The organism is Bombilactobacillus sp. ESL1092, assembly GCF_058107465.1.
In genome coordinates this window covers 310,969-323,193 of sequence record NZ_CM176594.1, presented here as the reverse complement: position 1 = coordinate 323,193, position 12,225 = coordinate 310,969, and the positions used below count along the sequence as shown (strand labels likewise).

Here is a 12,225-nt window from a genome sequence, read left to right as displayed (position 1 = left end):
TTATCTAAGCAGCAAACTATAATGTAAAAGTAAGGATGATTGGGATAAAAAAACTAGTCTACAATTAAGACTAGTTTTTTAAATACTCTAAAAATTAAATTTTTGTTGTTAAAAATGCTAAACTACAAAATAAAATTCTTTTTTAAAATTTATTGCAGTTGGTAGTTGATTGCTCCATGAATTTGGTCCTAATCGCATTTTATCTAATTAATTAACTAGTTAAGTCTAAAAAATCTGGCGGAATTTTGGTGGTAACTGTCTGTGTTTGCCAATCAAAGGGTTTTTGGTATTGTAATTGGTAAGCATGTAAATACATTCTGGAAGCTTTCAGTGGACTGTACAAGGGATCACCTAGAATTCCCACTCCTACAGCTTGTAAGTGAACGCGAATTTGATGGGTTCGCCCCGTTGTTAATTGTAGTTGCACTAAAGCCCAGTTTTTATTATGTTGTAAGATTTGATAATGTGTGCTAGCAAATTGGCCTTTGGGATCAATGCGTCGTTTGCGAGGATCTAAAGGATCACGGCCAATGGGAGCAGTAATAGTTTGAGTTGAGGGTAAAGTGGAACGATAAGGAATCACGGCCACATAAGTGCGTTGGAGTTGTTTCAAGGCTAATTGACGCTCAATAATAGGGACGATTAAAGGATCCTGCCCAACCATGATTAACCCACTAGTCAACATATCTAGCCGGTGTAACATAAGTGGTGGGCTTGGCAAAATAGCGGCTAAATGGTTAAATAAAGTATGAGTTTCTAAGGGTTGATTGGGATGTGTTTTAATACCGGCAGGTTTATCAACAATAACTAAATCTGAATTTTGAAAAATAATTGGACAATTGGTTGTCAATTGGGCTGAATAATGTTGCGGCGTGAGGTTGGTATTAAAGGCCAAATCAATTTGTTCGCCATTATGAACTAATTGATTGAAATAACGATAATGATGATTCACAAAAATTGAACGCTGTGTTCGTAGTTCGTGCTGCCACTTACGTGGTAAATACCAATTGTTTAACAATTGACGAATAGTGAAAACTTGCGGTGCATGTTGTAGAATTAAATGACGTTCTAATATCAATGAGTTACTCCATTTTTTGAAAAAATTAGGTTTGAGGGATACGATGAAACACAGTGAAAAATTTGACTGGTCTGCCGGAATCAAGTATTTATTGGCACAAATTGGTCACGGACTCCATTATATAACGAAAAGATTCCACTTGTTACGGTGGTTATTGTTAATTACGATGACCATTTTTTTGGTTTTTAGTGCAATTTTAACTTTTAAGGCGAAAACTGCTAACGTGAGTCATTTAAAAGCTTCTTTACAAACGACAACCACTATTATGGACGTCGACAATCATAAAGCTGGTTCGTTGTATTCACAAAAAGGAACGTATGTTGGTTTGCGGCATATTTCAAAAAATATGCAAAATGCGGTAATTGCTACTGAAGACCGCACTTTTTGGACCAATCATGGTTTTAGTCTGAAAGGTTATGCCCGTTCGGCGATTGGCTTATTACTCCACCATCAAATCGTGGGTGGTGGTAGTACTTTGACACAACAATTAGCGAAAAATGCTTTATTAACGCAAAAACAAACTTTAACTCGGAAAGCAGAAGAATTTTTCTTAGCCGTTGAAATAAATCGTGTTTATAGTAAACAAGACATCCTTTCCATGTATTTAAACAATGCTTATTTTGGTAATGGGGTGTGGGGAGTCGAAGATGCTTCCAAAAAATATTTTGCTGAATCGGCCAGTGAATTATCGCCAGCACAAGCAGCCACTTTAGCGGCTATGTTACGTAATCCCAGTTTTTATGATCCGTATCGCCATCCAGATAATTCTAAAGCTCGCCGCAATTTAATTCTGAATTTAATGGTGACTAACAAGACTTTGTCGAAGCAACAAGCCCAGATTAATCAACAAACGGCCTTAAGTTTAGATGATGGTTATCATAAACAAAGTGGTTATCGCTATCCTTCTTATTTTGATGCGGTCATTTCTGAAGCAGAAAGTCGATATCACTTAAGTGAAAATCAGATTTTAAATAAGGGTTATACGATTTATACTAGCTTAGATCAAACCGTGCAACAAAAGATGCAAGCTAGTTTTGATAATGATTATCTCTTCCCGCAAAGCGCTAGTGATAATACTTTATCGCAAGGTGCCTCTATTGCATTGAACCCGCAAACAGGTGGTGTTAGTGCAGTTGTTGGGGGGCGTGGTCCGCATGTCTTTCGTGAACTTAATCGTGCTACACAAATGAAACGGCAGCCGGGTTCAACGATTAAGCCATTAGCGGTTTATACCCCCGCCATTGAAAGTGGTTATAAGATTGATTCACCATTGCCTAATCAAGTGACGAGTTTCGGTAAAAATCACTATACGCCGACGAACGCTGATGGTTCTTATACGACTGAATTACCATTATATCAAGCACTCAGTAACAGTGAAAACGTGCCAGCAGTAGCTTTGCTGGATAAAATTGGTGTGAAAAAAGGCGTCGCTTCAGTGGAAAATTTTGGGATTAAAGTGGCTAAAAGTGATCAAAATTTAGCCTTAGCCTTAGGCGGACTACAGACCGGAGTGACACCTTATCAGATAGCGCGGGCTTATACAGCCTTTGCGAATAATGGTAAGTTAGCTAGTACGCATTTTATTACGAAAATTGTGGATGCTACAGGAGCGGTGGTTGGTCAAGATGAGCAAACTGCGTCTAAACCGATTATGAGTAAAAAGACTGCTCAAACAATGACTAGTTTGCTGCTGAATGTCTATGATCAAGGAACCGGCGCCGTCGCTAAACCAGCCGGTTATCAATTAGCGGGCAAAACTGGTTCCACAGAAGTACCACAAGATTATGGTAATGGTACGAAGGATCAATGGATGGTGGGTTATACACCGGATATTGTTGTGGCTACTTGGGTCGGATTTGACCGAACTGATCGCCAACACTTTTTACAAGAGGGTAGTGAGCAAGGAATTGGGCCTTTGTTTAAGAATGAAATGACGAATATTTTGCCGACTACTAAAAATACTAGTTTTGAAGTCAAAGATGCTGCTCAAATGGTGCAGCAGCAAAAGCATCATGCAACTGGTAATTGGACCCAGGGATTTGGTGATAATTTGAAGCACAAAGTCCAAGATACGATAAATAATTTTAATAATGCCAAACAAAGTGTCAGTCAATGGTATAATCAGATAAAAGGTCGCTGGGGCCAAGAATAATAAGGAGAATTTAGTATGGTTAATGTGTATGATACTGCTAATCAATTAGAAAAAGATTTGCGTCAATCAGAAGAAGTTTTAGGATTACAGGCTGCTTTTAATCAAATGAAAGCTGATCCGATGGCTTACCAAATGTTTCAACAAATGCAAACAATGCAGGATAAATTACAGCAAAAGCAAGTTAATAACCAAGAAATTACGGATGATGAAATTAAACAACTGCAAACTCTGTCTGGTCAATTAGCTAAATTTGATTCTGTACAAAAATTGATGGACCAAGAACGTAAAATTAATGCGATGATGGAAGAATTAAATAAAATCATTTCTAAACCGATTGCTGATATTTATAATAGTTAATCCCAAAAAACGATACCTTGGTGGGTATCGTTTTTTTTGTTATCTTGAGTTTATAGTTTAGTCACCTGATTAGACGATTGCATTTAATGGTGACGTTTATTAAACTAAGCTTAAATAAGAAGCTTGGGTGTTCTTTGCTCTATTTTAGATTAGAAAGAGGATGAAACATAGTGACTGATAAATTAGCTGCTTTACGCACTGGCGATACAATAGATGCTCCGGTTTTAATTGAACAAATGCACGTGCGTACTGCCAAGAATGGTAAACAATTTTTAGATTTAGTATTTGCGGATACTTCTGGTAAAATTTCAGGTAAATATTGGCAAGCTAGTGCAGAAGATGCCCAGAATTTTGTAGCGGGACAAATTGTCCAGTTAAAGGGGCAGTGTGAAACTTATCGTAATATGTTACAAATCAAAATCGAAAGTTTGAAGTTGACACCACCTGATAGCTATTCCGTTGCGCAATTTATGCAGCATGCACCATTAACCAAACAAGAGTTACAAGATCAAATTAATGAATTAATTTTAGAAATTACCCAACCCCATTGGAATCGCATTGTCCGGTACTTAATTAATCAGCACCAAGATAGTTTTTTTGAATATCCTGCAGCTAAAAGCAATCATCATGATTATGCAGGTGGTTTGGCTTTTCATACTGTTAGTATCGCGCGATTGGCTAACAATGTTTGTCAGCAATATCCGCAAGTTAATCGTTCATTGTTAATTGCGGGAACCATTTTACATGATTTGGGTAAAACCCGAGAATTAAGTGGTGCTGTTAATACCCAATACACGCTTGAAGGTAATTTGTTAGGACATTTAGTGATTATGGATGCGGAAATTGTGGCGGCTTGTCAGCAATTAAAATTGGATACCGAAGCAGAGGATATTGTCTTATTAAGACATATGGTCATTGCGCATCATGGCTTGCTAGAATACGGCTCAGCTAAGCGCCCCCAAATATTAGAGGCGGAAATTTTACATGCGCTGGACGAATTGGATGCGACGATTACGATGATTACCAAGGCTGAACGTAAAATTCAACCCGGAGAATTTAGTGAACGGATTTTTGGCTTGGATAATCGGCGCTTCTATCGTCCGCTTGAGCATACCACTAAGGATTAAAAAGGGCATTGAATTGAAACATTGCACCCAGTATTTTTGAAGAAGCTGGTAAGCTATAATTAAATGATTTTATCGTACAAAAAAACGCATCGCAGTTTGTTCACTGAAATACGCTTTTTTGTAATTAATATTTAGAACTCTTATTTAGAACCACTAGTGGATTTAGCATTATCTTTCTTGTTATTGTTAGATAAGAATCCAGACAAGACGTTCTTTAAGTCGTTATCTTTGATAGAAATATCAGAACGCTTCAAGACTTTCGTGATCACTTTTTGCATAGTTGCTGAATCATTCATCCGAGAAGCATAAATTTGATTCTTCAAAGTTTGTTCATGTTGCTTCATAGTACCTTTAGCTGGACGCTTAACCATCTTAATGACATGGTAACCGTAAGATGATTTGACAGGTTCTTTAGTATATTGACCTTGCTTTAATTTTAAAGCAGCTTTCTTAAAGTTAGCATCTAAAGAAGTGTCATTGTTATTGAAGGCTGGTAATTTACCACCTTTATTCTTAGTACCAGTATCTGTGGAGTACTTCTTAGCTAATTTATCAAAGCTTTGACCAGCATCTAATTTAGAGATTACTTCTTTGGCTGTTGCATCATCTTTAACCAAGATATGTTGTACTGTAACTTTTGGTGTATATTTTGCCCATTGTTTCTTTAATTGCGCATTAGAAATGTTGGTTTCCTTGCGAATGGCCACTTTGGTTAACAGTTGGGTCCGAATGGTATCTTTGAAATCACTCGCATCCATACCATTTTGTTGTAACAATGTATTGAATTGAGAACCATATTTATTCTTATATTGGTTAAATTCTTTGTTAACTTCTTTATCGCTAACTTGTTTACCATATTGTGACTTCAAAGCCTGAGCAATCACCATTTGTTGCAATTGCTGTTGTCCAGCTTGAGATTTTTTCATTTTTTGGTAAAGCTGTTCTTGAGTGATTTTACCACCCTTCATAGTTACCACAGCCTTATTGCCGGAACAACCAGCAACTAAGGTAACGGAGAATAAGGCAACTAAAGTCAAGATCCATTTACTAAACTTTTTTGACATAATCTACTTACACATCCAATCTTATTTTATCTTGAATTAAGATAACAAATACAAAGATAACACATTTATTATCTTTTTCCTACAAGTTAAATTATAAATTCATTAAAAAATCACAATTTAGTCGGAAAATCTTGCTGTAACTGTTTCAATTGTTGTTGTAATTGTTGCAAATCGGCAACAATGGGTTCTTTGCCCTGCATTAAAGTGGTTTGTAAATCTTTGAGGATCGGTAATGATTCGTCAGTTAATTGTTGCTTCAATTTTTTGAGTTCCAAATTTAAATTCTTCCAAGCAGCGATGCGCGGACGTTGTTGTTGCATAATTCTGTTGGCTCCAGCGAATAAACCAATGCCTGTTAATAAACCGAGGTTAAAACTTTTCATGCTTCATCTCCAAAATTCGTTTGAATAGTTGTGGCGATCTGATCTAACTTAGCAGCATCATACTGATCAGTATTGTCTGCCCATTTCATAGAAAAGCCGTCTTCTTCATTATAACGCGGAATTAGATGAATGTGGGAGTGAAAGACTGATTGATAAGCAATCTTGCCGTTGTTAATACAAATATTCATGCCCTGAATTTTCGGATCAAGTTGTTTAATCGCGCGGGCAATTTTGGGAATTCGGCTAAAGACCAAACTGGCCTGTTGGCTATCATAATCAAAAATATCTTTAATATGTTGCTTGGGAACAACTAAAACATGGCCTGGGGTGACTTGTGATAAGTCTAAGAAAGCTTTAACGACATCATCTTCATAAACGGTGTGACTGGGAATTTCCCCAGCAATAATTTTGCAAAAAACACAATTTGGACCTAGGTTGGTCATGATTTATTCCTCCTTAAGAATAAAAAATTATATCGGGTTAATTTCATGCTATCATAAATACAAAGCAATAACAGAGGGTAGGTAAAATTTTATGGCTTTAGTAGTAGAGCATTTAACTGGGGGCTATGGACGTATCCCGGTGATCAAAGATGAAAGTTTTACAGTGCGATCTGGAGAGACGGTAGGGTTAATCGGTTTAAATGGTGCCGGCAAATCAACAACAATTAAACATGTCATTGGTTTGTTAAAGCCACAAAAAGGGACGATTAGTTTAAATGACACTCAATTAGACCAAGACATTACCGCTTACCGCAGCCAAATTGCGTATGTCCCAGAATTACCAGTCTTATATCCTGAGTTAACTCTGAAAGAACATTTGGAGTTAACGATGATGGCTTATGATCTAAATCATGAAGCTGCTTGGCAAGATGCAAACCAATTACTCAAAACTTTTCGTTTAGCTGATAAGTTAGATTGGTTTCCGATCAATTTTTCTAAGGGAATGAAGCAAAAAGTGATGATTGTTTGTGCTTTCATGACTCAAGCGAAGCTATTTATTATTGATGAGCCCTTTACAGGCTTAGATCCGTTAGCTGTGAACGATTTATTGAAGTTGGTACAAGCCAAAAAACAAGCGGGTGCGGGAATTTTAATGTCCACACATATTTTGGCGAATGCTGAACAAAGTGCCGATCGTTTCCTTTTGTTAAATCATGGTCAAGTCAAAGCTCAGGGCACCTTGGCTGAAATTAAAGCCCAATTTGGGGCGCAGGATGATAATTTAAGTGACTTGTATTTACGTTTGGCTGAGGAGGGCTAAGTTAGCATGAAATCTCTATGGCAACAACGCCTGACACAGCATTTAAAAGAACAAGCCAAGTTTTTAAAATTGGTCTTTAATGAATATTTTATTATTGCCATTATCTTTATGATTGGCGCTTTTGGCTATTGGTATTCACAAGCTTTGACTCATTTGACGTTAAATTCGTGGTGGGTCAAACCCTTAGGTATTATTATCTTAACGGTTTGTGGATTATTTTTTAAAGTGGCGACGTTAATGCAATCCGCGGATACAACTTTTTTATTACCTAAAGAAGTGGCTTTGCGCGAATATTTGGTCAAGGCCCGTAATTATAGTTGGTGGTTACCGTGCTTGACTTTAATTTTGGTCAATTTTTTCTTAACGCCTTTTTGGGCTAAGGGCGCAGGTTTTAAGCCAACCACTGTGGTATTGATTGCATTGGCCACTTTAATTTTGGAAGTTGGCGTGATTAACAATCGCTTAGCTAGTAATTATGTGGAACAACCTGCTAAACTGTGGTGGGAAAGTTGCATTAGTTTTGTGGTGGTTTTGATTGTGGCCTTGTATTGGCTGCCGTTAGTCGGTGTTCTTTTAGCTTTAATCGTAACGGCGCTCAGTTTTTATCAATTACATCAACTCTTAAATCAACGGCCATTGCAGTGGACTTATTTAGTGCAGCAAGAACAGCAACGTAGTTACCAGCTGAAAAGATTTTATAATTTGTTTACCGACGTGCCAGGAATGAAGGGCAAATCACGACGTTATCGTTGGTTAGATGGCCTTTATCGTCCTATTAAATTGCAACAGGCGCAGAGTGGTCTCTATCTTTTTAGTCGCGGCTTTGTACGTAATACTGACTATAGTGGCTTATTTTTACGTTTAACCATTGTTGATTTGGTATTAATTGCCTGTTTGAAGAATGTCTGGCTGATTAGCATCATGAGTTCATTGTTTTTATATTTAGTCGAATTTCAATTGGTGCCACTATATAAAAGTTATGATACGAATGTTTTATTTCAAATTTATCCGTTGAGCACACACCAAAAGCAGCATAATTTTCAAACATTACTCAGTGTAATTTTAATGAGCCAATGGTTGTTAGGATTAGTAGTTTTAGTTATTGTCTATCATCTGCAACAAGTAACGCTCATTGCTGGTTTAGTCGGATTAATTATGGTAATATTTTTGCTTAAAGTTTATTTACCACACCAATTAAAAAATTTGGAAAGATAGGAATTATGTAGTTATGCGTTTACGAAACAAACCTTGGGTGCGAGGCTTGATTGCCGAACATCCTGAATGGATTTTAAATGAACCTGAGCCCCAAAGTATTCAAGGACAGTGGCAACAGCGGTTTACAAAGAACCAGCCGATTGAATTAGAATTAGGTTCAGGCAAAGGCCAATTTATTATTGCAAAGGCACAACAAAATCCAGAGCGAAATTTTATTGCAATGGAATTACAACCAGTTGCTGCAGCGATGATTCTGAAGAAACAGTTGCAGGCACAATTGCCTAATTTACAAATTTTAGTAGCTAATGGGCGGCAGTTGCCAGAATTATTCGCTACTGGAGAAATTAGTAAATTATATTTAAACTTTTCGGATCCGTGGCCCAAGACACGCCATGAAAAACGTCGGTTAACGGCACCCAATTTTTTGAAATTGTACCAATCGGTTTTACCGGCACACGGTGTTATAGAATTTAAAACGGATAATCAAGGTTTATTTGAATACTCCTTAGGCAGTTTTAATCATTATGGAATGCAATTTGATAAAATTAGCTTAAATCTCCATCAGAGTCCGTGGGCTGAACATAATATTATGACAGAATATGAAGCTAAATTTTCGCAAAAAGGCCAGCCCATTTATTATTTAGTTGCACATTTTCCTAATTAACGGTCAGTTTTTAGTCAAAGTCAATTAATTGCAAGTTGATAGTAAGAGTTGGTAGTTTTTGTGTACTGGTAGTTATAAAATTCAGATTATGTAATAAAAAAACACCAATCCGGAAATTTTCCAGTGGTGTTTTTTTAATAGTTAAACGCGTTGAATGTCTAATAGTTGTCCTGTTAAAGCTGATGCAATAAAATGATATTGTGCTTCTTCATCATCTTGCACAGCAGTAACGCCACCAACTAAAGCCCAGGTATCAGAGCCTTCAACATTAACTTTTTGGAACATTGGTTCAACCCAAGTAGTAATAATGTTGGTATCAGAACCTAAATTATTTTTAATTCGCTCAATTACTTGTTTACTATCAATTTGATGTATTAAGTATAAAGCACCAGCTCCGACAACAGCTGCTGTTGTTGAAGCAACGAGGGTTGATTTAACTAATCCCTTTAAACTCATAGATCTAACCTCCTCAGTTTATATATCTATTTTATCATTATATTATAAATAACGTTGGTAATTGACAACTTTTTTTTAGTTTGTAATATAGTTTATAGGTCAGAAAGGAATTGAAGACAATGAAAAAGCTAGAAGATCAAGCAACAACAAATATTGAACAATTAACGAAAGATGGTAAATTTATTTTATTTTTTGAAGCCGATTGGTGCCCCGATTGCAAATTTATTGAACCCGAGATGCCAGCAATTGAACAAGATTATCCAGAATATGAATTTATCCAAGTTGATCGAGATCAATTCTTAGACTTAGCCAAAGACTTAGGAATTATGGGTATTCCTAGCTTTGTTGCTTTTTCTAATGGCCAAGAAATTGGACGTTTAGTTAACAAGGAGCGCAAAACTAAGGCGCAAGTAGAGAGTTTTATGGATTCTTTAAATAAATAAAATTTAATTGGGAAAGATATGGTGAAACGATTGCAGATTAGTGTTTACAATCCAGCAGTTTTTGGTGACGTAGTTTTGATAATTTTAGGAGCCAACACTGCGGAGCAAAGTACAGTACAAAAGGGTAACATTGTACAAATTTTAAATGATCAAAATGAAGTAATTGGCTATAACTTCTTTGATGTGTTGGCCAAGTTGAATTTAAGTACACAAGCAGCGGGCCAGTTTCATTTGACTGCACCACAAATTCAAGTGTTAAATCAACAGTTACAAGCCGCAGGTTTTGCTGAGCAATTGGAAGTAGATACGACTGAGTATTTTGTGGCAGGTTTGGTCAAAGAAATGACCCCTCATCCTGATTCTGATCATTTGCGTGTTTGCCAAATTGAATTAGATCAAGGTCAAGTTGAGCAGATTGTTTGTGGTGCGCCCAATATTGCCGTTAATCAAAAAGTTGCAGTAGCCAAAGTGGGAGCCATGATGCCCGCGGGCCAGATTATTTATCCAGGTGTTCTTCGAGGTGTCAAAAGTAATGGAATGGTTTGTTCACCTCGTGAACTAGCCTTAGCTAATGCCCCACAAAAACGTGGCATTTTAGTTTTAGACGACCAAGTACCTACGGGTTCAGCGTTAGACTTTGACCAATTGAACCAAATTTTTGTGAAATAAGTAAATTTTACAGCAGAGGTAAACAAATGGAACAACCAATTTATCATTTTATCGGTATTAAAGGAACCGGTATGAGTGCCTTGGCGTTAATCTTGCATGATTTAGGATATGAAGTTGAAGGTTCTGATATTAGTAAACAAACTTTTACGCAAACTGGTTTGCAACAAGCGGGCATTCAGATTACCGATTTTGCAGCAACTAATATTCATCCCGGTTTGACGATTATTTTAGGAAATGCCTTTGGTGATGACAATCCGGAAGTCGCGCAAGCCCAAAAATTAGATTTACCAATCTTTACTTATCCACAAATGGTGGGCAAGTTGGTGAATGAATATACGTCGATTGGGGTAGCTGGTGCTCATGGTAAAACTAGTACAACGGGCCTATTAGCTTATGTTTTACAAGGAATAGCTCCTACTAGTTATTTAATTGGTGATGGTACGGGGAAAGGTGACCGGCAAAGCCAATTTTTCGTCTTTGAAGCTGACGAATATCGGCGCCACTTTTTGGATTATGCACCGGATTATTTGATTATGACGAATATTGATTTTGATCACCCAGATTATTTTGCCGACATTGATGATGTCTTTTCAGCATTTCAACAAGAAGCCAATCAAGTCAAAAAGGCGATTTTTGCTTGGGGTGACGATCCTTTATTACAGAAAATTCAAGCACCTAAAGGTACACAGTTATTTTATTATGGTTTGAATGATCGCGATGATTTTCAGGCAATTAAGATCCAAAAAACGACGCATGGTTCCAGCTTTGAAGTGCTGTATCATGGGCAAAATTTGGGGCAATTTCAAATTCCATTATTTGGTCAACATAATATTTTAAATGCGTTGGCGGTAATTGGTGTCAGCTATTTAGAAAAGATTGCGCCGGCAGAGATTCAACGAGAGTTACAAAGTTTTCACGGTGTCAAGCGGCGCTATAGTGAAAAGAAAGTGGCAGATATGGTGGTAATTGATGATTATGCTCATCACCCTTCCGAAATCAAAGCCACGATTGATGCAGCGCGCCAGCAGTATCCAGATAAACAAATTTTGGTTGTATTTCAACCACATACCTATAGTCGCTTGCTGGCATTATTACCTGGATTTGTGCAAAGTTTGGATTTAGCAGATCAAGTCTTTTTAACGGAAATTTTTGGTTCGATTCGGGAAAATCAAGGCCAAATTTCTAGTGCAGATTTAGGAGCACAATTACAGCATGGTGGGCAAGTAATTACCCAAGATCAGATGCAACCTTTATTAGACTACCATGATGCTGTGGTCATCTTTATGGGTGCAGGTGACATTCAAAAGTATGAAGTTAGTTATGAGCAACAATTAGCGCAACGCTAAAATTTGAA

Annotated in this window: 14 protein-coding genes; 9 read left to right on the top strand and 5 right to left on the bottom strand. The window is 37.1% G+C overall.

Annotated features, from left to right (window positions below):
- Positions 1–211 precede the first annotated feature (211 nt).
- A complete protein-coding gene (locus tag AC3B6Y_RS01620) occupies positions 212–1,078 on the bottom strand; it encodes an RluA family pseudouridine synthase (RefSeq protein WP_489757746.1) in 867 nt (288 codons plus the stop codon).
- 43 nt (positions 1,079–1,121) lie between these two features.
- Here AC3B6Y_RS01620 and AC3B6Y_RS01615 point away from each other — a divergent pair, with 43 nt between their 5' ends.
- The 3 genes from AC3B6Y_RS01615 to AC3B6Y_RS01605 all read left to right on the top strand — a co-directional run bounded on the left by AC3B6Y_RS01615 (position 1,122) and on the right by AC3B6Y_RS01605 (position 4,714).
- Positions 1,122–3,230 (top strand): transglycosylase domain-containing protein, encoded by a 2,109-nt coding sequence (locus tag AC3B6Y_RS01615; RefSeq protein ID WP_489757747.1) that lies wholly within the window; start codon positions 1,122–1,124, stop codon positions 3,228–3,230.
- 15 nt (positions 3,231–3,245) lie between these two features.
- On the top strand, positions 3,246–3,587 hold the full coding sequence (locus AC3B6Y_RS01610; RefSeq protein ID WP_489757748.1) for a YlbF family regulator: 342 nt from the start codon (positions 3,246–3,248) through the stop codon (positions 3,585–3,587).
- Positions 3,588–3,757: 170 nt separating this feature from the next.
- Positions 3,758–4,714, top strand: coding sequence for a 3'-5' exoribonuclease YhaM family protein (locus AC3B6Y_RS01605; RefSeq protein WP_489775256.1), 957 nt, complete (start codon positions 3,758–3,760; stop codon positions 4,712–4,714).
- A gap of 140 nt (positions 4,715–4,854) precedes the next feature.
- Here AC3B6Y_RS01605 and AC3B6Y_RS01600 read toward each other — a convergent pair whose 3' ends face one another.
- The 3 genes from AC3B6Y_RS01600 to AC3B6Y_RS01590 all read right to left on the bottom strand — a co-directional run bounded on the left by AC3B6Y_RS01600 (position 4,855) and on the right by AC3B6Y_RS01590 (position 6,604).
- Positions 4,855–5,778 (bottom strand): peptidylprolyl isomerase, encoded by a 924-nt coding sequence (locus AC3B6Y_RS01600; RefSeq protein WP_489757750.1) that lies wholly within the window; start codon positions 5,776–5,778, stop codon positions 4,855–4,857.
- Between the two features lie 110 nt (positions 5,779–5,888).
- Positions 5,889–6,161, bottom strand: a complete 273-nt coding sequence (locus tag AC3B6Y_RS01595) for a hypothetical protein (RefSeq protein WP_489757751.1) — start codon at positions 6,159–6,161, stop codon at positions 5,889–5,891.
- Positions 6,158–6,604, bottom strand: coding sequence for an HIT family protein (locus AC3B6Y_RS01590; protein WP_489791204.1), 447 nt, complete (start codon positions 6,602–6,604; stop codon positions 6,158–6,160). Before AC3B6Y_RS01590 ends, AC3B6Y_RS01595 begins: the two co-directional genes overlap by 4 nt.
- 91 nt (positions 6,605–6,695) lie before the next feature.
- Here AC3B6Y_RS01590 and AC3B6Y_RS01585 point away from each other — a divergent pair, with 91 nt between their 5' ends.
- The 3 genes from AC3B6Y_RS01585 to trmB are packed head-to-tail and all read left to right on the top strand — an operon-like array spanning position 6,696 to position 9,303.
- A complete protein-coding gene (locus AC3B6Y_RS01585) occupies positions 6,696–7,424 on the top strand; it encodes an ABC transporter ATP-binding protein (protein ID WP_489757753.1) in 729 nt (242 codons plus the stop codon).
- Positions 7,425–7,430: 6 nt separating this feature from the next.
- The gene (locus AC3B6Y_RS01580) at positions 7,431–8,639 is read left to right on the top strand and encodes an ABC transporter permease (RefSeq protein WP_489791203.1); all 1,209 of its coding nucleotides are present in this window, start codon (positions 7,431–7,433) and stop codon (positions 8,637–8,639) included.
- A gap of 13 nt (positions 8,640–8,652) precedes the next feature.
- The gene (gene trmB, locus AC3B6Y_RS01575) at positions 8,653–9,303 is read left to right on the top strand and encodes a tRNA (guanosine(46)-N7)-methyltransferase TrmB (protein WP_489769673.1); all 651 of its coding nucleotides are present in this window, start codon (positions 8,653–8,655) and stop codon (positions 9,301–9,303) included.
- A 141-nt stretch (positions 9,304–9,444) separates the two neighbouring features.
- Here trmB and AC3B6Y_RS01570 read toward each other — a convergent pair whose 3' ends face one another.
- Entirely contained in the window at positions 9,445–9,759 is a 315-nt protein-coding gene (locus tag AC3B6Y_RS01570) for a hypothetical protein (RefSeq protein WP_489757756.1), read from the bottom strand.
- A gap of 119 nt (positions 9,760–9,878) precedes the next feature.
- Between AC3B6Y_RS01570 and AC3B6Y_RS01565 the strand changes: the two genes are divergently transcribed.
- The 3 genes from AC3B6Y_RS01565 to murC are packed head-to-tail and all read left to right on the top strand — an operon-like array spanning position 9,879 to position 12,217.
- Positions 9,879–10,202, top strand: a complete 324-nt coding sequence (locus tag AC3B6Y_RS01565; protein ID WP_489757757.1) for a thioredoxin family protein — start codon at positions 9,879–9,881, stop codon at positions 10,200–10,202.
- Between the two features lie 18 nt (positions 10,203–10,220).
- Positions 10,221–10,871: a YtpR family tRNA-binding protein gene (gene ytpR / locus AC3B6Y_RS01560; RefSeq protein ID WP_489791202.1), complete on the top strand. Its 651-nt coding sequence runs from the start codon at positions 10,221–10,223 to the stop codon at positions 10,869–10,871.
- Between the two features lie 26 nt (positions 10,872–10,897).
- Positions 10,898–12,217, top strand: coding sequence for a UDP-N-acetylmuramate--L-alanine ligase (murC, locus tag AC3B6Y_RS01555; RefSeq protein ID WP_489791201.1), 1,320 nt, complete (start codon positions 10,898–10,900; stop codon positions 12,215–12,217).
- Positions 12,218–12,225: the final 8 nt, after the last annotated feature.

Coding starts and splice junctions, on each gene's coding strand:
- AC3B6Y_RS01615 (WP_489757747.1), top strand. CDS start 1,122: ATGAAACACAGTGAAAAATTTGACTGGTCTGCCGGAATCAAGTATTTA.
- AC3B6Y_RS01610 (WP_489757748.1), top strand. CDS start 3,246: ATGGTTAATGTGTATGATACTGCTAATCAATTAGAAAAAGATTTGCGT.
- AC3B6Y_RS01600 (WP_489757750.1), bottom strand. CDS start 5,778: ATGTCAAAAAAGTTTAGTAAATGGATCTTGACTTTAGTTGCCTTATTC.
- AC3B6Y_RS01595 (WP_489757751.1), bottom strand. CDS start 6,161: ATGAAAAGTTTTAACCTCGGTTTATTAACAGGCATTGGTTTATTCGCT.
- AC3B6Y_RS01590 (WP_489791204.1), bottom strand. CDS start 6,604: ATGACCAACCTAGGTCCAAATTGTGTTTTTTGCAAAATTATTGCTGGG.
- AC3B6Y_RS01585 (WP_489757753.1), top strand. CDS start 6,696: ATGGCTTTAGTAGTAGAGCATTTAACTGGGGGCTATGGACGTATCCCG.
- AC3B6Y_RS01580 (WP_489791203.1), top strand. CDS start 7,431: ATGAAATCTCTATGGCAACAACGCCTGACACAGCATTTAAAAGAACAA.
- trmB (WP_489769673.1), top strand. CDS start 8,653: ATGCGTTTACGAAACAAACCTTGGGTGCGAGGCTTGATTGCCGAACAT.
- AC3B6Y_RS01570 (WP_489757756.1), bottom strand. CDS start 9,759: ATGAGTTTAAAGGGATTAGTTAAATCAACCCTCGTTGCTTCAACAACA.
- AC3B6Y_RS01565 (WP_489757757.1), top strand. CDS start 9,879: ATGAAAAAGCTAGAAGATCAAGCAACAACAAATATTGAACAATTAACG.
- ytpR (WP_489791202.1), top strand. CDS start 10,221: ATGGTGAAACGATTGCAGATTAGTGTTTACAATCCAGCAGTTTTTGGT.
- murC (WP_489791201.1), top strand. CDS start 10,898: ATGGAACAACCAATTTATCATTTTATCGGTATTAAAGGAACCGGTATG.